The sequence below is a fragment of the Caballeronia sp. INDeC2 genome, assembly GCF_023631325.1.
Lineage (GTDB): Bacteria > Pseudomonadota > Gammaproteobacteria > Burkholderiales > Burkholderiaceae > Caballeronia.
In genome coordinates, this window is the sequence record NZ_JALQDG010000036.1 from 45,388 (window position 1) to 65,358 (window position 19,971).

The 19,971-nt window shown below is 63.5% G+C and carries 20 protein-coding genes; 6 read left to right on the forward strand and 14 right to left on the reverse strand.

Features of this window, described 5'->3' with window-relative positions:
* Positions 1 to 5: 5 nt before the first annotated feature.
* From NCS28_RS22990 to NCS28_RS23000, 3 genes are read left to right on the forward strand one after another with little or no spacing between them, the layout of a single operon-like run.
* A complete protein-coding gene (locus NCS28_RS22990) occupies positions 6 to 1,007 on the forward strand; it encodes a 4-hydroxythreonine-4-phosphate dehydrogenase PdxA (protein WP_250516082.1) in 1,002 nt (333 codons plus the stop codon).
* Positions 1,008 to 1,011: 4 nt separating this feature from the next.
* On the forward strand, positions 1,012 to 1,968 hold the full coding sequence (locus NCS28_RS22995; RefSeq protein ID WP_250516083.1) for an amidohydrolase family protein: 957 nt from the start codon (positions 1,012 to 1,014) through the stop codon (positions 1,966 to 1,968).
* A 24-nt stretch (positions 1,969 to 1,992) separates the two neighbouring features.
* Positions 1,993 to 2,913: a dihydrodipicolinate synthase family protein gene (locus NCS28_RS23000; protein WP_250516084.1), complete on the forward strand. Its 921-nt coding sequence runs from the start codon at positions 1,993 to 1,995 to the stop codon at positions 2,911 to 2,913.
* A 68-nt stretch (positions 2,914 to 2,981) separates the two neighbouring features.
* On the opposite strand, the gene NCS28_RS23005 is transcribed toward NCS28_RS23000, so the two are convergent.
* From NCS28_RS23005 to NCS28_RS23025, 5 genes are read right to left on the reverse strand one after another with little or no spacing between them, the layout of a single operon-like run.
* Positions 2,982 to 3,665 carry a substrate-binding domain-containing protein gene (locus tag NCS28_RS23005; RefSeq protein ID WP_250516085.1) on the reverse strand — a complete coding sequence of 228 codons (684 nt, stop codon included), beginning with the start codon at positions 3,663 to 3,665 and terminating at the stop codon, positions 2,982 to 2,984.
* A gap of 5 nt (positions 3,666 to 3,670) precedes the next feature.
* Positions 3,671 to 4,354: a 4-carboxy-4-hydroxy-2-oxoadipate aldolase/oxaloacetate decarboxylase gene (gene ligK / locus NCS28_RS23010; RefSeq protein ID WP_250516086.1), complete on the reverse strand. Its 684-nt coding sequence runs from the start codon at positions 4,352 to 4,354 to the stop codon at positions 3,671 to 3,673.
* Between the two features lies 1 nt (position 4,355).
* Positions 4,356 to 5,381 carry an amidohydrolase family protein gene (locus NCS28_RS23015; RefSeq protein WP_250516087.1) on the reverse strand — a complete coding sequence of 342 codons (1,026 nt, stop codon included), beginning with the start codon at positions 5,379 to 5,381 and terminating at the stop codon, positions 4,356 to 4,358.
* Positions 5,382 to 5,396: 15 nt separating this feature from the next.
* Positions 5,397 to 6,746, reverse strand: coding sequence for an MFS transporter (locus NCS28_RS23020; RefSeq protein WP_250516088.1), 1,350 nt, complete (start codon positions 6,744 to 6,746; stop codon positions 5,397 to 5,399).
* A 25-nt stretch (positions 6,747 to 6,771) separates the two neighbouring features.
* Positions 6,772 to 8,064: a gallate dioxygenase gene (locus NCS28_RS23025; RefSeq protein ID WP_250516089.1), complete on the reverse strand. Its 1,293-nt coding sequence runs from the start codon at positions 8,062 to 8,064 to the stop codon at positions 6,772 to 6,774.
* Between the two features lie 291 nt (positions 8,065 to 8,355).
* On the opposite strand from NCS28_RS23025, the gene NCS28_RS23030 reads away from it, so the two are divergent.
* Complete coding sequence (locus tag NCS28_RS23030) at positions 8,356 to 8,730, forward strand: ester cyclase (protein ID WP_250516090.1); 375 nt, start codon at positions 8,356 to 8,358, stop codon at positions 8,728 to 8,730.
* Here the strand turns inward: NCS28_RS23030 and NCS28_RS23035 are convergent.
* The 8 genes from NCS28_RS23035 to NCS28_RS23070 form a co-directional block, all read right to left on the reverse strand.
* A complete protein-coding gene (locus NCS28_RS23035; protein WP_250516091.1) occupies positions 8,727 to 9,497 on the reverse strand; it encodes an ABC transporter ATP-binding protein in 771 nt (256 codons plus the stop codon). The two genes, NCS28_RS23030 and NCS28_RS23035, sit on opposite strands and share 4 nt — an antisense overlap.
* Before the next feature lie 13 nt (positions 9,498 to 9,510).
* Complete coding sequence (locus NCS28_RS23040) at positions 9,511 to 10,290, reverse strand: ABC transporter permease (protein ID WP_250516092.1); 780 nt, start codon at positions 10,288 to 10,290, stop codon at positions 9,511 to 9,513.
* Between the two features lie 10 nt (positions 10,291 to 10,300).
* A complete protein-coding gene (locus NCS28_RS23045) occupies positions 10,301 to 11,125 on the reverse strand; it encodes an ABC transporter permease (RefSeq protein WP_250516093.1) in 825 nt (274 codons plus the stop codon).
* Positions 11,126 to 12,211, reverse strand: coding sequence for an ABC transporter substrate-binding protein (locus NCS28_RS23050; protein ID WP_250516094.1), 1,086 nt, complete (start codon positions 12,209 to 12,211; stop codon positions 11,126 to 11,128).
* A 40-nt stretch (positions 12,212 to 12,251) separates the two neighbouring features.
* A complete protein-coding gene (locus tag NCS28_RS23055; RefSeq protein WP_250516095.1) occupies positions 12,252 to 13,190 on the reverse strand; it encodes a TauD/TfdA dioxygenase family protein in 939 nt (312 codons plus the stop codon).
* Between the two features lie 117 nt (positions 13,191 to 13,307).
* Positions 13,308 to 14,399, reverse strand: coding sequence for an NAD(P)H-dependent flavin oxidoreductase (locus NCS28_RS23060; protein WP_250516096.1), 1,092 nt, complete (start codon positions 14,397 to 14,399; stop codon positions 13,308 to 13,310).
* Positions 14,400 to 14,428: 29 nt separating this feature from the next.
* Positions 14,429 to 15,343 carry a LysR family transcriptional regulator gene (locus NCS28_RS23065; protein WP_250516097.1) on the reverse strand — a complete coding sequence of 305 codons (915 nt, stop codon included), beginning with the start codon at positions 15,341 to 15,343 and terminating at the stop codon, positions 14,429 to 14,431.
* A 181-nt stretch (positions 15,344 to 15,524) separates the two neighbouring features.
* On the reverse strand, positions 15,525 to 17,036 hold the full coding sequence (locus NCS28_RS23070) for a CoA-acylating methylmalonate-semialdehyde dehydrogenase (RefSeq protein WP_250516098.1): 1,512 nt from the start codon (positions 17,034 to 17,036) through the stop codon (positions 15,525 to 15,527).
* A gap of 112 nt (positions 17,037 to 17,148) precedes the next feature.
* Between NCS28_RS23070 and NCS28_RS23075 the strand changes: the two genes are divergently transcribed.
* Positions 17,149 to 18,090: a LysR family transcriptional regulator gene (locus NCS28_RS23075; RefSeq protein ID WP_250516179.1), complete on the forward strand. Its 942-nt coding sequence runs from the start codon at positions 17,149 to 17,151 to the stop codon at positions 18,088 to 18,090.
* 70 nt (positions 18,091 to 18,160) lie between these two features.
* Here NCS28_RS23075 and NCS28_RS23080 read toward each other — a convergent pair whose 3' ends face one another.
* Positions 18,161 to 18,478: a DUF4148 domain-containing protein gene (locus NCS28_RS23080; RefSeq protein WP_250516099.1), complete on the reverse strand. Its 318-nt coding sequence runs from the start codon at positions 18,476 to 18,478 to the stop codon at positions 18,161 to 18,163.
* Positions 18,479 to 18,738: 260 nt separating this feature from the next.
* On the opposite strand from NCS28_RS23080, the gene NCS28_RS23085 reads away from it, so the two are divergent.
* Positions 18,739 to 19,968, forward strand: coding sequence for an NAD(P)/FAD-dependent oxidoreductase (locus NCS28_RS23085; protein ID WP_250516100.1), 1,230 nt, complete (start codon positions 18,739 to 18,741; stop codon positions 19,966 to 19,968).
* The last annotated feature ends 3 nt before the right edge of the window (positions 19,969 to 19,971 follow it).

Genomic DNA, 19,971 nt, shown 5'->3' on the forward strand with positions numbered 1-19,971 from the left:
CAGACATGAAACCTCTCATCGCAGTTCTTCTCGGCGATCCCGCCGGCATCGGTCCCGAACTCATCGCCCGCCTCATCGCGAAGCCGGAGAATCGCGCGCGCGCCGACCTGCTAATCGTCGGCGACAGGCGTGAGCTGGATAAAGGCATGGAGATCGCACAGCAGCGCTTCGACTATCGGCTCGTCGACAACGTCGATGCAGCCGCGCGCGACACCGACGTGCCATCGCTCATCGACTTCCGTCTGCCCGACGACGCGCCCTACGAGCGCGCCGTATCGACCGAACGCGGCGGCCGCTACAGCCTCGAAGCCTTCAAACAGGCGCTCGCGATGACGCGCGCCAACCGCACGCAGGCGATGCTCTTCGCGCCGGTCAACAAGACCTCGCTGCACATGGCCGGCATGGAGACGAACGACGAGATGGAATGGTTCGCGCGCCAGCTCGATTTCAGCGGCGCGTTCTGCGAGTTCAATGTGCTCGACGAGTTGTGGACCTCGCGCGTGACGTCGCATATCGCGTTGAAGGACGTGAGCGCGAAGCTGACGCAGGAGCGTATCGTCGGCGCGGTGCAATTGATTCACGACGGTCTCAAGCGCGCGGGCGTCGAAAAGCCGCGCATCGCGGTATGCGGCTTCAATCCGCATAACGGCGACAACGGCGCATTCGGCCGCGAGGAAATCGACGTGATCGCACCGGCCGTCGAACAAGCGCGCGCACAGGGTTACGACGCGCAAGGCCCCTTTCCCGCCGATACCATCTTCGTGCGCGCACGCGATCAGAAAGTCTTCGACGGCGTCGTCACGATGTACCACGACCAAGGTCAGATCGCGATGAAGCTGATGGGCTTCTGGCGCGGCGTCACCGTACACGGCGGCCTGCCCGTGCCGATCGCGACGCCCGCACACGGCACCGCGTTCGATATCCACGGGCAGGGCCGTGCCGATGTCGGCGCGACGCAGAAAGCGTTCGACATCGCCGTGCGCATGGCGCAAGACCGTCTGAGCTGACGCCATGATGCAAGAGCGCATCGAAGCCTTGCGCCGACGCTTCCTCGAAAGCGGCGACGACGCGGACCTGCCCATCGTCGACGCGCATCATCACTTCTGGGACGTGGCGCGCAACTATCATCCGTGGCTGCGCGATCTGCCGCGCATTCCGTTTCGCTATGGCGACTACGCCGCGATCTGCAAGAACTTCCTGCCCGACGATTACTTCGCGCAGGCGGGTAATCATCGCATCGTGAAGACGGTGATGATGGAAGGCGAATGGGACCCGCGCGACGTGCTCGGCGAAGTGCGCTGGGCCACCGCATTGCACGAACGCACCGGCCTGCCGAACGCGATGGCCGCGCAGATCTGGCTCGATCGCGAAGATGTCGCCGATGTGATCGACGCGTATCGCGAGATGCCGCTCGTGCGCAGCGTGCGTCACAAGCCGAAGACCGTTCCGCGCGCGGCGCATCGCGCGGATTTCGACGCGCCCGGCTCGATGCGTTGCGCCCGCTGGCGACGCGGCTATGCGTTGCTCGCGCAAAGCGGCCTGATGTTCGAATTGCAGGCGCCGTGGTGGCATTTCAGCGAAGCGGAAGAACTCGCGCGCGACTTTCCGCAGGTGAAAATCATCGTGAACCATGCGGGCCTGCCCGCCGATCGCAGCGACGAAGCGCTCGCCGCATGGCGCGCCGCGCTCGATGCGCTTGCGCAATGGCCGAACGTATGGCTCAAGATATCCGGCATCGGCGAAGCTGGCGTAAGCTGGAGCGTCGAACGCAACGGACGCATCGTGCGCGATGCGATCGAAAGCTTCGGCATCGGCCGTTGCATGTTCGCGAGTAACTTTCCGGTCGACAGTCTCGTCGTCACGCTGGATGATCTTTTCACGGGCTTCAAGACCATCGTCGCGCATTGCACGCGAGAAGAGCGCCTCGCGCTATTCTTCGATAATGCGAGCGCGCTGTATCGAATCTAGACTCATCAAAGGAGACACACTTCAATGGCTGCACCTGTTTATCGCGGCGTATTCCCCGTCGCTCCGACCATCTTCGACGATCAAGGCCGTCTCGATCTCGAAGGCCAGAAGCGCGCGATCGATTTCATGATCGACGCCGGTTCGCACGGCGTCTGCATACTGGCGAACTTCTCAGAGCAGTTCGCACTGTCCGATGCCGAGCGCGATACCGTGCAGCGCACGGTGCTCGAACATGTCGCGGGGCGCGTGCCCGTCATCGTCACGACGACGCATTTCAGCTCGCGCGTGTGCGCCGAGCGCAGCCGCGCCGCGCAGGACGCGGGCGCCGCGATGGTCATGATCATGCCGCCGTATCATGGCGCGACGATTCGCGTCGGCGAGCGCGGCATTCACGAGTTCTATCGCGAAGTGTCGGATGCGATCGACATTCCCATCATGATTCAGGACGCGCCCGTTGCGGGCACGCCGCTCTCGGCATCGTTTCTCGCGAAGCTCGCGCGCGATGTGGAGCATGTGTCGTACTTCAAGATCGAAACGGCGCAGGCCGCGTCGAAGCTGCGCGAACTGATCGAGTTGGGGGGCGATGCGATCGTCGGTCCGTGGGATGGCGAAGAGGCGATCACGCTGATCCCCGACTTCGATGCGGGCGCGACCGGCGCAATGACGGGCGGCGGCTATCCGGACGGCATCCGCAAGATCGTCGATGCGTATTTCACGGGCGATACCGACAAAGCCGCCGATCTGTATCAGCAATGGCTTCCGCTCATCAATTACGAGAACCGGCAGTGCGGTCTCGCCGCGTGCAAAACGCTGATGAAGGAAGGCGGCGTAATTCGCTCGGATGCGGTGCGTCATCCGCTCGCGCCGATGCACCCGGCCGTGCGCGATGGATTGTTGAAGGTCGCGCGCAAGCTCGATCCGCTCGTGCTGCGCTGGGGGCATTGATCAGCGGCGGCGCTTCTTCTTTTGTATCGGCCTTCATCGCGGGAACGCCCACGCGTTCCCGCGCGCGGTTAGCAAGGCTCCATGCCGTGACGCGCTTTCGCGTCTTCGGCATCGGTCGAACGGAGAAATGCAAGGAATGCGCGCGCGAGTTGCGGCGCGCTCGTGTTCTCGCATATCGCGCCCTCGAACACCGTCAGCGTCTGAATCGCGGGCGGCAACATGCCGAGCACGTCGATGCCTTCGACGCCGATCATCTCGCTCATCTGCTGAAAGCCCAGTTCCACTTCGCCACGCGCGATGAGCGCGCCCACCGCGACGCCCGGCGGCGCTTGCACGATGCGCGACGCGATGCGTTCCGCAATGCCCCAGCGCTCGAACAAGCGCGTCAGATAGACGCCGCTCGGTCCCGTCGAATAACCGATGCCGCGCGCCGCGAGCACCGCTTCGCGCACGCTTGCTTCATCGTCGATGAAAGGATGCCGCGCGCCCGACTTCACCGCGATCGCGACACCCGAGCGCGCGATGCGCACGCGGCTCGTCGCATCGATGCGCCCCGACGCCGCGAGCCGGTCGATCGCGTCGGACGCGAGCACGACGATATCGAACGCCTCGCCTTCATCGATACGCCTGAACGCCGCGACGCCGCCGACCGATTCGATCGCGATACGCTGCCGCGTCGTCGCTTCATACGTGGAAGCGAGTTCGTCGAGCAGTTGTCGCGTGGCCATCGAAGAGATGGCGGTGATGCTCATGCCCATCAGTCGATATAGCGCAGGCCCGCTCTTTCCAGCGGCTCGCGCATCTTGTACATGTCGAGGCCGAGCACGCTGCTCGCGAGCTTCGCGCGCTTCTCTTCTTCGAGCGCCTCGCGCGCGATGGCCTTGTCGAGCACCTGTTGCGCCGATGCAGACGGCACGACGACGACGCCATCGTCATCCGCGACGATCACATCGCCGGGCGTGACCATTGCGCCCGCGCACACGACGGGAATGTTCACCGAGCCGAGCGTCGCCTTCACCGTGCCTTTCGCAGATATCGCGCGGCTCCACACCGGAAAGTTCATCTCCGTCAGCACGCGCACATCGCGCACGCCGCCGTCGATGACGAGCGCCCGCGCGCCGCGCGCCTTGAAGCTCGTCGCGAGAAGATCGCCGAAGAAGCCGTCCGTGTTATCGGTCGTGCATGCGGCCACGACGACATCGCCCGGACGGATCTGCTCGGCGGCGACGTGCAGCATCCAGTTGTCGCCCGGCTGCAGCAGCACGGTGACGGCCGTGCCGCTCGCCTGAGCGCCCGTGTAGATCGGCCTCATGCAGGGCTTCATCAGGCCGACACGGCCCATCGCTTCGTGCACGGTCGCCGAGCCGAGCGCGCCGAGCTTGCGGGCCGCATCCGCGTTCGCGCGATCGATGTTGCGATACACCACTCCGAGTTCGTACATGTCAGCGTCCCTTTGCCTTGAGCGCCGCATCGAGGCGCGGATACACGCGGCGCGCGTTGCCTTCGTAAATCTTGTAGCGCGCTTCGGGTTCGATCTGCGCGGCCTCGACATAGCGCTTGGTATCGTCGAAATAATGCCCCGTTTCAGGATCGATGCCACGCACCGCGCCGATCATCTCGCTCGCGAACAGAATGTTGTCGACGGGAATCACGCGCGTCAGCAAGTCGATGCCGGGCTGATGATAGACGCATGTATCGAAGAACACGTTGTTGAGCAAATGATCCTTCAGCAAAGGCTTTTTCAGCTCTTGCGCGAGTCCGCGAAAACGTCCCCAGTGATACGGCACCGCGCCGCCGCCGTGAGGAATCACGAACTTGAGCGTCGGAAAATCGCGGAACAGATCGGACGTGAGGCACTGCATGAACGCGGTCGTATCCGCGTTGAGATAATGCGCGCCCGTTGTATGGAAACACGCATTGCAGCTCGTGCTTACGTGGATCATCGCGGGAAGATCGTACTCGACCATCTTCTCGTAGATCGGATACCAGTAGCGATCCGAGAGCGGCGGGCTCGTCCAGTGCCCGCCCGACGGATCCGGATTCAGATTGATCGCGACATTGCCGTATTGCTCGACGCACTTCACGAGCTCGGGAATGCACGTCGAGACATCGACGCCCGGACTCTGCGGCAGCATCGCCGCGGGAATGAAGCTGTCCGGAAAGAGCTCGCTCACGCGATAACACAGCTCGTTGCAGATCGCGGCCCACGTACTCGATACTTCGAAGTCGCCGATGTGATGCGCCATGAAGCTCGCACGCGGGCTGAAGACGGTGAGATCGAGGCCGCGCTCGCGCATCAGCCGAAGCTGATTCGCTTCGATGGATTCGCGCAGTTCATCGTCGCCGATATGCAGCTCCGATGCAGCCGGCATCTCCGAAGGATTCTTGATGCCGGCGATCTGCCGGTGGCGCCACGCTTCCAGCGCTTTCGGCGCGGTCGTGTAGTGGCCGTGAATGTCGATGATCATCCTTTACTCCAGGTGCTAGTGTGCTGCTTTCGTTTGTGCGTGCGCTTCGTCGGCATGCGTGCGTTGCGCGACGAGAATCGAGATCGCGGCGAGCGTCGCGGGCACGGCGAGCATCGCGAGGATCGCGCCGAACTCCCAGCCGAGACCGAGCAGCGCGCCGCCGAACGCGGAACCGAAGATGCTGCCGAAGCGGCCCATGCCGAGCATCCAGCTCACGCCGGTTGCACGCGCGACCGTCGGATAGCGGCTCGGCGCGAACGCGTTGAGGCCCGTTTGCGCGCCGCTCATGCAGAAGCCCGCGGCGAACACGAGCACGGCCAGCGACGACGACAACGCGCCGATCCACGCGAGCCCGAGCACGCACACCGCGCCACCGAGATACGCCGCGCTGATCACGGGCGCCGGGCGCACCTTGTCCATGATCCAGCCGACGATGATCGCGCCGATCGTGCCGCCGATCTGGAACATCGCCGTGACGTTCGCCGCCGACGACACCGTGAGGCCCGCGTCCTTCATCAGCGTCGGCAGCCAGCCGGTCAGCAGATAGATCACCAGCAGGCCCATGAAATACGTGATCCACAGCGCCGCCGTCATCAGGCCGTAGCCGTGCGAAAACAATACGCCGATGGGCCTTTTCGTGGGCAGCGGCGGCTCGTTCGATATGAACGTTTCAGTGCCGTCGAAGCGCGCGCCGCACACGCGGCCGAGCACCTTGCCGATACGCGCCGAGGTCGCGCCACGCACCGCGAGCAGCCGCGCCGATTCGGGCAGCAGCCAGATTTGCAGCGGAATCAGCACGAGCGGCAGCGCGCCGCCGCAGATCAGCACGGAGCGCCAGCCGTGCGCCGGAATCAACGCGCCCGCGATAAAGCCGATCAGCGCCGAGCCGAGATTGAAGCCCGTGAACATCATCGTGATGAGCAGCGCGCGCTTGCGTTGCGGCGCGTACTCGGAGAGCAGCGTCGTCGTGTTGGGCATTGCGGCGCCGAGGCCGATGCCCGTCAACACGCGCAGCAACGCCATGCTCGAAGGCGAAGTCGTGAACGCTGTCGCGATCGTGAACACGCCGAAGAGAAACACCGACGTAATCAGAACCCACTTGCGTCCGATGCGATCAGATGCCGGCCCTGCCGCGAGCGCGCCGATCACGAGACCGATGGGCGCCGCGCTCATCACGAGGCCGAACGCGGGCCGCGAGATATGCCAGTCCGCGATGATCGATGGCGCGACGAAGCCCATGATCGCGACATCCATGCCGTCGGCAGTCACGATCAAAAAGCACAGCGCGACCAGCAGCCACTGGTAGGCGGATATAGGACGTTCGTCGATGAAGCCCTTGATGTCGATGGTTTTACCGATAGTCATGTTTGTCTCCTGTTCCCTCTTTTATTCAGTTCTTCGCCTTGTCCCAGTCGAGCGTGCCCGCGCCCTTACCCGCGACCGAGTACAGCGCGCCCGGCGCATTGCGTGTCTTTTGAAACTGTTCGAGTGTTTCGCCGCGCATCGCGGCATAGATATGCAGGTTCGATACGCCCGTCACCGCGCCGAGCTTTTCGAGCATGAAAAAGATCACGCCGTAATGAAGCAGGCCGCGCCAGTCGCGCCGGCGAATGAGCTCGCGCTCCTGTTCGGAAAGACCGGCCGCTTCGAAGCTCGCTTCCTCGTCCTGCTTGAATGCCTCGCGATGCGCGGGTTCGACCATGCGATGCAGATAATCGTTGATGCGATACGCACGCACGGCCGTTTCGATCGAGAATGGATAGGTGCCTTCGAGCTTCTCGACATCGGTGAGCTGCACGGCCATCTTCTGCCGATGACGCTCGACGATCGCGGGCTTGATCTCGCTATCCTCGCCTTCGTAGATGGCAGTCGCGATGCCCGCCATCGACGGCAAATAATAGCTGCGATGCTTGCACACGACATTCGACGACAATGCGCCGCGCATCGTGAGCCACATGATCACTTCGGCGCCTTCATAGCCGCCGAGCTTCGCATATTCGGCGATCGTCATGTCCGCGAGCTGTTCGGGATCGCGCTCGAAGAGATCGAGAAAGCGCGCGTCCCATGCGGTGTCGTTGAAGCCCGCGCGTTCGCCATGCACCTGATGCGAGAGACCGCCCGTCGCGAGAATCGCGACCTTGATGTCTTCCGGATAACTTTCGATCGCGCGTCGCAGCGCCTGACCGAGCTTGTAGAAGCGGCGCGCGCTCGGCACGGGCAATTGCAGCACGCCCATTTGCAGCGGCACCAGCTTGACCGGCCATTCGGGCTTGTGCGGACAGAGCATGGAGAGCGGCGAGAAGCAGCCGTGATCGAGCGCCTTGTTCTGGAAGAATGACATGTCGAATTCGTCGGACATCAGCGACGTGCCGATGTGCGCGGCGAGCGCCGGATGACCCTTGATCGGCGGCAGATCGCGTGCACCGCCGCCTTCGTCCGCGACGCGCCATTCCGGGCCTACGCCGAGCGCGAACGCGGAATAGTGATCGAAGAAGAACGACGTGACATGGTCGTTGTAGATCGTGACGATGACATCGGGCTGCTTTTCCGCGAGCCAGTTCGCGAGCGGCGCGAAGTTCTCGAAGATCGGCGCCCAGACGGGATCGTCGCGCTTGTTCTTGTCGAACGCGAAACCGATAGTCGGCGTGTGCGAGGCGGCAATGCCTCCGATGATCCGTGCCATGTGCGCTACTCCTTCAGAATGCTTGACCGAGCGGGCTTGCTTTAAGGAAACTGAAGCCGAAGGGTAGCGAGGAAGGCGGCGTGCACGGTACTACGCGTAAACCAGCATTCAGCTTTTGTGGATGGGGGTTTGGTGCGTCGGGAGCTTGGTGGGATGGGCGCGGCGGGACGTGCGGCGGGTAACTGCCGTCGATATGGCGATAAATAAAACTGATGGTGTGTGAAGCAGGACGCAAGATCGGCAGGTCTGTGAGGGGATGCGTGGAACGCTACCTCTTGCGGAGCGCATCCCATGCTTCCCGATCTCTACCGCGGCTACATCGCCTGTCTGAACGCGCAAGACTGGCGCAATCTCGGCACATACGTTCACGACGCGCTGCATTACAACGGCCGTGCGCTGACACTCGACGATTATCGCGAGATGCTGAAAAAGGACTTCCGCGAAATCCCCGATCTCTTCTTCGATATTCAACTGCTGATCGAAGCGCCGTCGCGCATCGCTTGCCGTTTGCGTTTCGAGTGCTCGCCGAAAGCGGAATTCATGGGACTGCGCATCGACGGAAAGCGCGTCGAGTTCTGCGAGAACGTCTTCTATGAATTCCGCGAAGGGAAAATCGACAACGTCTGGTCCGTGATCGACAAAGCTGCGATCGAAGCGCAGCTCTAAGCAGCGTCCGTGAAGAACGTATCGACGATATCGTCACGCAAACGCGCGACCTCGCGATCCCCCACCTTGCGCGGCCTCGCCAGCCCCACGTCGATCACTTCGCCGATCCGACCAGGCCGCGCCTGCATCACCACGATGCGATCCGAAAGCAGCACGGCTTCTTCCACATCGTGCGTGACGAGCACCATCGTAATCCGCTCACGCTCCCATATGCGCTGCAATTCGAGTTGCAAGCGACTGCGCGTCAGCGCATCGAGCGCGCCGAACGGTTCATCGAGCAGCAGCAATCGTGGCCGATTGACGAGCCCGCGCGCAATCGCCACACGCTGCGCCATCCCGCCCGACAACTGATGCGGATAATGCCGCTCATACCCTGTCAGCCCGACCAGCTCGATATGCTCCGCCACCGCGCGCGCCTTCTGCGCTTTCGACAGCGGCGCATTGCGCAACGCAACGGCCACGTTCTGCGCGACATCGAGCCACGGAAACAGCCGATGATCCTGAAACACGATTCCGCGCGACAGATCGGTCGTCACGACGCGCTCGCCGTCGAACTCGATCTCGCCTTCATGATCGCCGTCCAGCCCCGCGATGAGCCGCAGCAACGTCGACTTGCCGCATCCGCTCGCCCCGACGATGCTCACGAACTCGCCGCTCGCAATCGACAAGTCGATGCGATCGAGCACCGGTGGCGCCGCATCGTCGTTAAAGCGCTTGCTCACGTGCCGCAGCGTGAGGCCGTTGTCCTGTTCGATCACCGTCGTCATTATTCGATTCTCCTCAAGCGCGCGACGTGTCGAACCAGCGCCGCTGCACGCCGCGCGCCAACGCATTCAGCGCCCACCCCGTCAAACCGACCACGATCACGCCGAACACGACGAGATCCATGCGGAACTGCTCGCTGCCATCGACGAGCGTATTGCCGATCCCGCTGCCCGCTACGAGCAGATACTCCGCGCCGAGCGTCGCGAGCCACGAATAGATGAGCGCGAGATACACGCCCGTGAAGATCGAAGGCAACGCGGCGGGCAACACCACGTACGCCAGCGTCTGCAACCTGCCATAGCGATACGCGCGCGCGACATCGAGCCAATCGGCGGGCACGGCACGAATGCCGTCGCTCGTGTGCATCACGACCGGCACGAGCGCCGCGAGCGAGAGGAACACGACCTTCGCGACATCGCCCAGACCGAACCAGACGGAGATCAACGGAATCCACGCGAACAGCGACACTTGCTTGAACGTGTTGAAGCTCGGCGCGATCGCGCGATTCGCGAGCTTCGAGATGCCGAGCAACGCGCCGAGCGCAAGGCCCAGGCTCGTGCCGATCGCAAATCCCGTCAACTCGCGCGCAAGCGATGCGGACAACGCGCGCACGAGCGCACCGCTTCGAACCTGCTCGACGGCGGTATCCCAGACTTGCGCGGGCGAGACCATCACGCCGTGCCCGACTTGCGCGCCGCGCGACACGAACCACCATACGGCGAGCGCGGCGATCGGCAGCACGAGGCCGCGCCACGATCCTTTGACTGTTCCCGCTTCCCAATCCAGAGTCGACATGTGTTGATCCTCAAACGGAGCGGCCGCGCTGAAGCCTGCGCTCGAACACATTGAGCAGGCGATCGGCCACATAACCGATTGCACCGACGATCAGCACCGCGGCCAGCACGAGATCGAGTTGAAAAAGCTGCCGCCCATACACGATCAGATAACCCAGCCCTTCCGACGACGCCACGAGTTCGACGACGACGAGCGTCAGCCACGCCTTCGTGAACGCGAGCCGCACGCCGGTGCCGATGACCGGAATCGCCGAAGGCAAGGTCACGCGCGCGATCGCCTGCCAGCGCGAATAGCGATACACGGCCGCAACTTCCTGCAATGCGCGCGGCGTGCCGCGAAAGCCTTGCAACGTGGACAGCGTGACGGGCACGAGCGCCGCATGTCCGATCAACAGATACTTCAGCGGCTCGCCGATACCGACGACGATCATCAGAAACGGCAGCCACCCGAGCACGGGCACCTGCACGATCGCATTGAAGCTCGGCAGCACGTAAGCCTCGAGCGTGCGCGACAGGCCCAACAACCCGCCCAGCAAGATACCGAGCGCCACGCCGCCGCCGAAGCCCACGGCAACACGCGTCATGCTGGCGGACACATGCATCCATAACTCGCCGCTTTTAACGAGCGCGCCGAGCGTTTCGAACACGAGCGCGGGCGGCGGCAACACTTGCGCGGAAATCCAGCCGTAGCGCGAGCCCATCATCCAAAGCAAGGCCAGAGCGATGGGCACGAGCCACGGCAACGCGGTCCAGCCGATCGAGCGCAACATATCGGTCGACCACGTCCCGCGCGCGCGATACGCGGGCAAAAACACACGCGTCAGGACATTGGCCATCTAACGATTCTCCGCGAGACGTTCGCCGGAAGGCTTGCCCGATGCATCGAAACGCGGCCAGTACGCTTCGAGCTTCAGCGACTTCAATGCCTGATCGAGATACTTCGGCTCGAACCATCCATTCACGCTGACGGGCTGGCGGATGAGGTTCAAACGCAGCGCATCGTCGGCGACAGCCTGATAGCGCGCGACGAGAAACGGATCGATGAGGGGCGAATTGCGATCCTTCAACGGCTGATTCGCATACTCCGATGCCCACGATTCAGCCGGAATACCGCTCTTCGACCACAGGGCGAAGAGCGCGTTGCGGTTCGCTTCGTCGGACGACCAGTACGCCGCCTGAACGACCGCGGTCACGACCTTCTGCACGGTATCGGGATGCGCGTTTTCGTAGTCGTCGAGCACGAGCAGATGCGCCTGTCGCGTGAGCTGCAAGCCATCGTCGCGCGATGCATAGACGATCTTCGCAAGCCCTTGACGTTGCAGCTTGAAGAGCGAGTAGTCGAGGAACACCGCATCGACGCCCTTCGATGCGAGCGCGGCCTGTGCAGCAGCGGTATCGAGATTGATCACGCGCAGATCGCGCTCGGTGAGGCCGTTTTGCTTGAGCACGTTATCGGCGACGAGTTGCAGATTCGTCCCGCGAAAGATGGCGACGCGCTTGCCCTTGAGATCCTTCACGCTCTTGATGTCGGAATCGGGCGGCACGGCAAGATAGACGCCCGCGCGCACGTTCGACGCCACCAGCAGATGCGTCTTCAAACCGTTCGCGCGGCCGATCACGGCAGGCAGATCGCCCTGATACGCGAAGTCGATCTGCTTGTTCGCGAGCGCTTCGTTCACGGCCGGTCCCGCGCCTTTGAAGAAGATCCATTCGACCTTCAGTTGCTCGGGCCGCAACGCATCCTCGACACGATGCTGCAACTGTGCGGTCGCGGCCGGTGAGCCGCCGAAGGTCGGCGGATCGCCCGTGCCTTGCTGCGCGACGCCGATGCGCACCACGGCCGGATCGGCGGCATGCGCAGGACCGATGAGCGCGGCGAACAACGCCGCCGCGCCGGCGAAGAGCTTGAATCGTAGTGTCATCGTGCTAACGAGAAAGAGTGGAGAGCGAAAGCGAAGCGCGTCAGACCGTGCGCGTTTCCTGCCTGACGATGCGGCTCCTGCATCCGTCGATGCCCACGGGCACATCGCCATGCACGGTCGCGCGACGCACGACGCGATGCGCATCGCCATAATCGGCCACTGCATAGTGCTGGGTCGCGCGGTTGTCCCAGATCGCGACATCGCCCTGCGTCCAGCGCCAGCGCACGGTGTTCTCCAGACGGGTGACGTGATCGTGGAACAGCTCGATCAGGCGATCCGAATCGCGCTGCGACAGGCCGATGAAGCGCTGCACGAAGTGCCCCAGCACGAGCGTGCGCTCACCCGTTTCGGGATGCACGCGCACGACCGGATGCTCGGTTTCGTAGAGCGTCGAAGTGAACTGCTTGCGATACTCGCGCTCGGTTTCCGTGTCGGGCACATGACGTGTCGCGGCATAGTCGTAGGTATTCGAATGCAGCGCCCACAGCTTGTCGGCGAGATCGCGCAACGCTTCGGGCAGATTCGCGTATGCGGCGGCGGTGTTGGCCCACACCGTGTCCCCGCCCGCGGGTGGAATCACCACGCCGCGCAGAATCGAGATCTTCGGATAGGCATCGACGAACGTGACGTCCGTATGCCACGAGTTCGCGCGCGTGCCGTGCTTCGAATCGAGTTCGAGCAGACGGCTGCCGCTCGAAAGCGACGGCACCGTCGGATGCGCGACGGTCTCGCCGAAGCGCGCGGCGAAGGCTTCCTGCGCGGCGTCGTCGAGATGCGACTGGCCGCGGAAGAACAGCACCTTATGTTCGAGCAACGCCTGATTGATCGCGGCGATCGCGGCGTCCTCAAGATCGGGGGAAAGCGTCACGCCGCGCACTTCGGCACCGATGCGCCCGCCGATCGGGCGCACCTGGAACGGTTCATTCGACGTGACGGCTTGAAGCGAGGACTCGGCGGCGAGCGTGGGGATATCGGACATCGAAAATCTCCGTTGGTATGCGTTTGTCGGATGCAGGCCGCAGTGAATGCGACGGAAACATTGAAGCATCGACAGGACGCCCGACCAACGAAGCGTTTCGACTAAGCTTTACATCGATCAGCGAGATATGTATTGCTGCAGGTCCGCGATGCTTTGCTGAAGTTCCGCCCGCAGCCGCTCCATCAGTTCGGCTGCGGGAAGCTCGCGCACTAGCGCGGCGGCTTGCCCCGCCCATTGCGCGCCGTAACCGAATTCGCCCTTCGCTTTGGCGGCCGCGTGCAGCGACTTGCCCGCATCGTACGTGATGGGATAGGCGGGAATCGCGCTCGCCTGCGCGCCGCGCCCCAATTCGGTGAACTTGTTGACGAGGCCGCGCGCGTCGCGGCCCGAGATAGCAGCGGTGAATGTCGTGCGGTTCGCGGCATCACTGAGAATGGCGCGACGATATCCTTCATCGATCGACGTCTCCGTGCACGGCACGAACGCCGTGCCGAGTTGCGCCGCCTGCGCGCCGAGCGCCAGCGCCGCGGCGATGCCCGCGCCATCCATGATGCCGCCCGTCGCGATCACCGGCACGTCGAATCTGCTTGCGAGAAGGCGCGTCAGCGCGAAGGTGCCGAGGTTGTCGTCGTCGGCTCGCGGATCGAAGACGCCGCGATGTCCGCCCGCCTCGATGCCCTGCGCAACGATCGCATCCATGCCCGCTGCGACGAGCTGTTCGGCCTCCCGAACGTTAGTTGCGGACGCAATCAGTTTGATGCCGGCCTTACGCAACGCATCGATATAGTCTTTCGACGGCAAGCCGAAGTGAAAGCTCACGATAGCCGGCTTCTCGTCGACGAAGACTTCGAGCATCGCCTCGTCGACGACGAAACTCGTATAGATCTCGCTCAGCTTTGCGGGCGGCGTCGCGCCGTATTGTGCGAACACGGGCGCGAGCCATTCGGTCCAGGCCTTCTCGACGGCTTCATCGGCGCTGGCGGGCGCATGACAGAAGACGTTGATGTTGAACGGCTTGCCGGTGAGCTCGCGCGTCTCGCGGATCACCTTGCGCGCGCCTTGCGCGTTCATCGCGCCGACGCCGAGCGAGCCGAGCCCGCCCGCATTCGATACGGCCGCCGCGAGCGCGGGCGTGCTCACGCCGGCCATCGGCGCCTGAATGATCGGCGTGTCGATGCCGAGTAACGATGTCAATGCGTTCTTGCTCATGGATGTGCGTCCTTTAAACATTGCATGATTCAACGCGTCGCGAGCTTCTCGACGATGAAGTCCACGAAAGCCCGCACGCGCGACGACAAATGCCTGCCATGCGGATATAGCAGAATGAACGGTCTGCTGCATCCACCGAACTCGCGCAGCACTTCGGCAAGCGTGCCCGCGCGCAATTCTTCCTCGACGGTGAAGCGATAGGTCTGAAAAAGGCCCGCGTCGTGACACGCGAGCGCAATGCCCGCGAGCGCATCGCCGGATGTGCCGTAGCCGCCTTCTGTCGTGATCTCCATAGGCTCGCCGTTCTGCATGAAGAGCCACGGAACAGCGCGTCCGGTGCTCGGCATCTCGAACTGAATGCATTCGTGTGCGAGCAAGTCTTCGATGCGCTTCGGCGTGCCCGCGCGCTTCAGATAAGCAGGCGAGCCCACCACGACGAGTTCCGCATCTTCCAGCTTGCGTGCGATCAATCCCGAATCGCGCGGCGCGCGGCCGCGTATCGCCAGATCGAAGCCTTCATCGGCAAAGTCGATGTTGCGATTGCTCAGATGCGCCTCGACGGTCACATCGGGATAGCGCGTTCTGAACTCCGCCAAGAGCGGCAGCATGCGATGGTGGCCGTAGGGCGTCGGCATGCTGATGCGCAGCACGCCCTTGGGCGTCGTCTGCTGGCCGGTGGCTTCGCGTTCCGCTTCCGCAAGACGACTGAGCGCGTCGCGGCATTGCTCGAAGTAGCGGCGGCCCGCATCGGTCAGTCGAATCTGGCGCGTCGTGCGCACGAAGAGCCGCACGTCCAGGCGTTTTTCGAGCCGCGCGACGGAGCGGCTCACGGCAGCCGGCGTGACGCTCGCCGCCGTTGCCGCCAGCGTGAAGCTGCCGAGCTCCGCCGCGAGACAGAAGAGCTCGATGCTGCCGAGAAGTAGATCGTCGAATTGCCGCTGCATGTCGATTGGCTTCGCGTCGTTGTCGCTGCATCTTCCGCGCTTGCGGTCGCACGGTCAACCGACGTCAACTCATTTGAGTTGTGACGCGCGGGAACAGATCGCTTGCAGTAGCCACAAAGAACAATCGCCCGCTTCTTCCACACGGGAAAAAGCGGGCGATATTCATGCGCTCATCGATGCCTTACTTCGCGGTCGGCATCGCGAATTCCGCGCCCTTCTCCGTGCTCTCGGGCCAGCGCTGCATGATCGACTTCTGCTTCGTGTAGAAGCGCACGCCTTCTTCGCCGTACGCATGCATGTCGCCGAAGAGACTGCGCTTCCAGCCGCCGAAGCCGTGCCATGCCATCGGCACCGGGATCGGCACGTTGATGCCGACCATGCCCACTTCGATACGTCGTCCGAACTCGCGGGCGATGTGACCATCGCGCGTATAGCACGCGACGCCATTGCCGAACTCGTGTTCGTTGACCAGATCGACCGCTTCGCCGAAGTCCTTCACGCGCACGCACGCGAGCACCGGGCCAAAAATCTCTTCCTTGTAGATGCGCATGTCGGGCGTGACATGATCGAAAAGCGTGCCGCCCGTGAAGAAGCCGTCTTCGTGGCCCGGCACCTTGTAGCCGCGGCCATCGACGACGAGCTTCGCGCCTTCGTCGACGCCCAGCGCGATATAGCCTTCGATGCGCTCCAGAGCGGCACGCGTGACGATCGGGCCCATTTCCGCATCGGACTCCATGCCGTTCTTGATCTTGAGCTGCAGCGCGCGCTCGGCGAGCATCGGCACGATCTTGTCGGCGACATCGCCGACGAGCACCGCAACGGAGATCGCCATGCAGCGCTCGCCCGCCGAGCCGTAGCCCGCGCCGATCAATGCATCGACGGCCTGCTCGATATCCGCGTCGGGCATCACGACCATGTGATTCTTCGCACCGCCGAGCGCCTGCACGCGCTTGCCGTGCTTCGCGCCCGTTTCGTAGATGTAGTTCGCGATCGGCGTCGAGCCGACGAAGCTGATCGCCTTCACTTGAGGATGCGTGAGCAGCGCATCGACGACGACCTTGTCGCCCTGCACGACGTTGAAGATGCCGTCGGGCAGACCCGCTTGCTTGAGCAGATCGGCCATGAACAACGACGCCGACGGATCGCGTTCGCTCGGCTTCAGGATGAACGCGTTGCCTGAGGCGATCGCGACCGGGAACATCCAGCACGGCACCATGCACGGGAAGTTGAACGGCGTGATGCCCGCGACGATGCCGAGCGGCTGGCGCGTCGTCCAGTTGTCGATGCCGGTCGAGACCTGTTCGGTGTAATCGCCCTTCAGCAGTTGCGGAATGCCGCATGCGAATTCGATCACGTCGATGCCGCGCGAGACTTCGCCTTGCGCATCCGAGAACACCTTGCCGTGCTCCGCGGTGATGATCGCGGCGAGTTCGTCGCGATGCTTGTTCATGAGCTCGAGGAACTTGAGCATGACGCGCGCGCGGCGGATCGGCGGCATGTCGCGCCAGGCCGGGAACGCGGCTTTCGCGCTCGCGACGGCTGCGTCGACATCGGCGGCTTCGCCCAGCACGAGCTTGCGGGGACGCTCGCCCGTCGCGGGATTGAAGACCGGCTGCGTGCGCGTGGCCGAGCCGTGCGTGCGCTCGCCGTGAATGTAATGGACTACGTCGGCCGTATCGTTGAACGCTTGCATCTCGACTCCTCTGTCTGACTCGTTTGGCGATTGTGACAGTGTAGGAATCGTTGCACCGCTTGCAAAGGCGTTATGATTGAACTCATTGTTTATGTCGGCAAACAATCGGCTGATGGACGAGCAAAAGATCGAAGGTCTCTGGACCCATTTGCACTGGTTGACCGTGCTCGCGGAACAGGGCAGCTACACGGCGGCGGCGGCGCGCCTGAACGTATCGAAAGCGGCGATGAGCCAGCGCATCGCGGAGCTGGAGCGCGCGGCGGGCGTGCCGCTCGTCACGCGCACGACGCGCAGCGTGCGCTTCACGGAGGCGGGGCGCAGGCTCGTCGACGATACGCGCGGGCAGTACGAGCGCATCGCGTCGAGTTTCCTGAGCGTGAAGGAGACGGCGGGCATCGCGCGCGGCCTGATCCGCGTGACGGCGCCGATGGCGTTTTCGCGGCAGCAACTCGTGCCGCGCATGTCGGGATTTCTGCATGCGCATCCTGAAGTGCGCGTGCAACTGGAAGCATCGGACAAGCTGAGTTCGATCGCGACCGAGGGCTTCGATCTCGCGGTGCGGCACAGCGCACAGGTGCCGGATACGCATGTCGCGTGGAAGTTGTGCGATACGCATTCGGTGATCGTCGCGACGCGCGCGTATCTGAAGCGGCGCGGCACGCCCGAGACGCCCAACGATCTCGCCACGCACGATTGCCTCGTCTATCCGCGTCCGCAGGCGTCGAGCATCTGGTCGTTTCAGCGAAAGGGCGGGCGCAAGAGTTCGACGGGGCCTTACACGCTCGCGGTGAACGGGCCGTTCGCGGCGAACAATAGCGAGGTGTTGCGCGACGCCGCGCTCGACGATCTCGGCATTGCGCTGTTGCCGGATTTCACCGCGCAGGCCGCGGTGCAGGCGGGCAAGCTCGTCGTGCTGTTGCCGGAGTGGCGTCCGGTCGGCGCGTTCGCCGATCAGTTGTTCGTGGTGCGGCCGTATGCGCCGCATGTGCCGCGTGCGGTGGCGCTTTTCATCGGATATTTGAGGGAGACGTTTGCGGGCGGTTTTCCGCTGTAGATTCGAAGGTCCTGAGACGCAAAAACGCGCCCGCTTTCACACGGGCGCGTTCTCTTAGACCGCTTGCTGCTTAGTGATGTGCAAACGTCGGGAGCACGTCGCTTTGAACCGCATCGGCGCGTGCGCCCGATTGCGCCGAACCTTCCGCCGCACCGCCGAACGCGTTTTGTGCCACGCCATTTTGCGCTGCGACGCGTGCTTCGGCGGCCTGGATGTCAGCGGGATACTTCGAGTCGCTGATCACGCCCGGGTTATAGCCTGCCTTTTCCAGTTGCACGATTTGCTCGCGGACCTCCGCGCGCGTCAAAGGTTGATTCGATTGCGCGAACGACGCGACCGGAGCGGCAAAAGCAAGAGCGACCGCTGCAATACCAATGAACTTGTTCATGATGCTTTCCTCCGTACAGAAAGTTTTCGACTTGCCGCTTACGTTGCTGTCTGGGCTCGTTCGCGACCGTTGAACAGAGTTTATGGATCGCACGTCCTAGGGTAAATACCTAAACGGCGAAATCAGTTTTGGCGAAAAGCTGACTAATCCGGGCGGATGCGGTGGGAATCATTGCCTTGCGCATCGCCTATAACAAAGAACAGAGCAACCGGCTTGAATGGTTCATAGCACGAACGATCGTTTATTCAGGGGGAATGACCTTGAAACGAATCCTTGTGATCGGCGCGGGCTTCGCCGGTTTGTGGAGCGCGCTTTCGGCGGCGCGCAAGCTCGACGAGTTCGATCGCACCGATGAAGCCGAAGTCGCCATCGTCAATCCGGCGCCCTTTCATAGCGTCCGGGTGCGCAATTACGAGCAGCCGCTCGATCCGACGCTCGTGCAGCTCGACACCGTGCTCAGGCCCGCGGGCGTGCGGCTGATCCAGGCAACGGCGACCGATATCGACAGCGCCACCCGTCGCGTGACGATCGACCGCGACGGCGCGGCCGAATCGCTCGCTTACGACCGGTTGATTCTCGCGGCGGGCAGCGTGCTCGTGCGCCCGCCGATTCCAGGCCTCGACCGCTTTTCGTTCGATGTCGACACTTACGCGGGCGCGTGCAAGCTTCAGGCGCATCTGCTGACGCTGCCCGCCCTGCCCGATACGTTGGGCCGCTATACGGCGGTCGTCGTCGGCGCGGGGTTGACGGGCATCGAGCTCGCGGCGGAATTGCCCGCGCGGCTGCGCGAGATCGTCGCGGAAAGCGATAGCGGCAAGGTGCGCGTCGTGCTCGCGGATCGATCGGCGAAGATCGCGCAGTCGATGGGCGGCGCGCAGCCTGTCATCGAAGGCGCGCTGAAGACGCTCGATGTCGAAACGCGTGCCGGCGTATCGCTGGAATCGCTCGACGGCCAGAGCGTCACGCTCCACGACGGCGCGAAGAGCGAGCGCATCGAAGCGGCGACGGTCGTCTGGTGCGGCGGCATGCATGCGAATGCGCTCGCGGCGCAATTGCCGGTCACGCTCGATCCGCTCGGACGCGTGCCGGTCGACGCGTTCCTGCGCGCGGAAGGCGTGCCGGGCGTGTTCGCGGCGGGCGATTGCGCGCGCGTCTTGATCGACGGCACGCGGCCGTCGGTGATGTCGTGCCAGCACGGACGGCCGATGGGACGCTACGCGGGCAACAACGCCGTCTGCGATCTCTTCGGACAGGAGATGCTGCCGCTTGCGATCGACTGGTACGCGACCATCTGCGATCTCGGGCCGTGGGGCGCGGTGTACACGGAAGGATGGGACAGGAAGCTCGTCGCCGAAGGCGAGACGGCCAAGGCGACGAAGCGCACGATCAACGGCGAGCGCATCTATCCGCCGAAAAGCGGCACGCGCGAGGATCTCTTCCGGGCGGCGGCGCCCGTCGTGCAAACGCCGCCGCCGACCGAACGTCGATGACGC

Excerpts from the sequence above, each read along its gene's own strand:
- NCS28_RS23035 (WP_250516091.1), bottom strand. The coding sequence starts at position 9,497 with ATGACGACGGTGATCGAACAGGACAACGGCCTCACGCTGCGGCACGTG.
- NCS28_RS23005 (WP_250516085.1), bottom strand. The coding sequence starts at position 3,665 with ATGAGCATCACCGCCATCTCTTCGATGGCCACGCGACAACTGCTCGAC.
- NCS28_RS23015 (WP_250516087.1), bottom strand. The coding sequence starts at position 5,381 with ATGATCATCGACATTCACGGCCACTACACGACCGCGCCGAAAGCGCTG.
- NCS28_RS23025 (WP_250516089.1), bottom strand. The coding sequence starts at position 8,064 with ATGGCACGGATCATCGGAGGCATTGCCGCCTCGCACACGCCGACTATC.
- NCS28_RS23060 (WP_250516096.1), bottom strand. The coding sequence starts at position 14,399 with ATGAGCAAGAACGCATTGACATCGTTACTCGGCATCGACACGCCGATC.
- ligK (WP_250516086.1), bottom strand. The coding sequence starts at position 4,354 with ATGTACGAACTCGGAGTGGTGTATCGCAACATCGATCGCGCGAACGCG.
- NCS28_RS23070 (WP_250516098.1), bottom strand. The coding sequence starts at position 17,036 with ATGCAAGCGTTCAACGATACGGCCGACGTAGTCCATTACATTCACGGC.
- NCS28_RS23020 (WP_250516088.1), bottom strand. The coding sequence starts at position 6,746 with ATGACTATCGGTAAAACCATCGACATCAAGGGCTTCATCGACGAACGT.
- NCS28_RS23065 (WP_250516097.1), bottom strand. The coding sequence starts at position 15,343 with ATGCAGCGGCAATTCGACGATCTACTTCTCGGCAGCATCGAGCTCTTC.
- NCS28_RS23045 (WP_250516093.1), bottom strand. The coding sequence starts at position 11,125 with ATGGCCAATGTCCTGACGCGTGTGTTTTTGCCCGCGTATCGCGCGCGC.
- NCS28_RS23080 (WP_250516099.1), bottom strand. The coding sequence starts at position 18,478 with ATGAACAAGTTCATTGGTATTGCAGCGGTCGCTCTTGCTTTTGCCGCT.
- NCS28_RS23075 (WP_250516179.1), top strand. The coding sequence starts at position 17,149 with ATGGACGAGCAAAAGATCGAAGGTCTCTGGACCCATTTGCACTGGTTG.
- NCS28_RS23030 (WP_250516090.1), top strand. The coding sequence starts at position 8,356 with ATGCTTCCCGATCTCTACCGCGGCTACATCGCCTGTCTGAACGCGCAA.
- NCS28_RS22995 (WP_250516083.1), top strand. The coding sequence starts at position 1,012 with ATGATGCAAGAGCGCATCGAAGCCTTGCGCCGACGCTTCCTCGAAAGC.
- NCS28_RS23040 (WP_250516092.1), bottom strand. The coding sequence starts at position 10,290 with ATGTCGACTCTGGATTGGGAAGCGGGAACAGTCAAAGGATCGTGGCGC.
- NCS28_RS23000 (WP_250516084.1), top strand. The coding sequence starts at position 1,993 with ATGGCTGCACCTGTTTATCGCGGCGTATTCCCCGTCGCTCCGACCATC.
- NCS28_RS23050 (WP_250516094.1), bottom strand. The coding sequence starts at position 12,211 with ATGACACTACGATTCAAGCTCTTCGCCGGCGCGGCGGCGTTGTTCGCC.
- NCS28_RS22990 (WP_250516082.1), top strand. The coding sequence starts at position 6 with ATGAAACCTCTCATCGCAGTTCTTCTCGGCGATCCCGCCGGCATCGGT.
- NCS28_RS23055 (WP_250516095.1), bottom strand. The coding sequence starts at position 13,190 with ATGTCCGATATCCCCACGCTCGCCGCCGAGTCCTCGCTTCAAGCCGTC.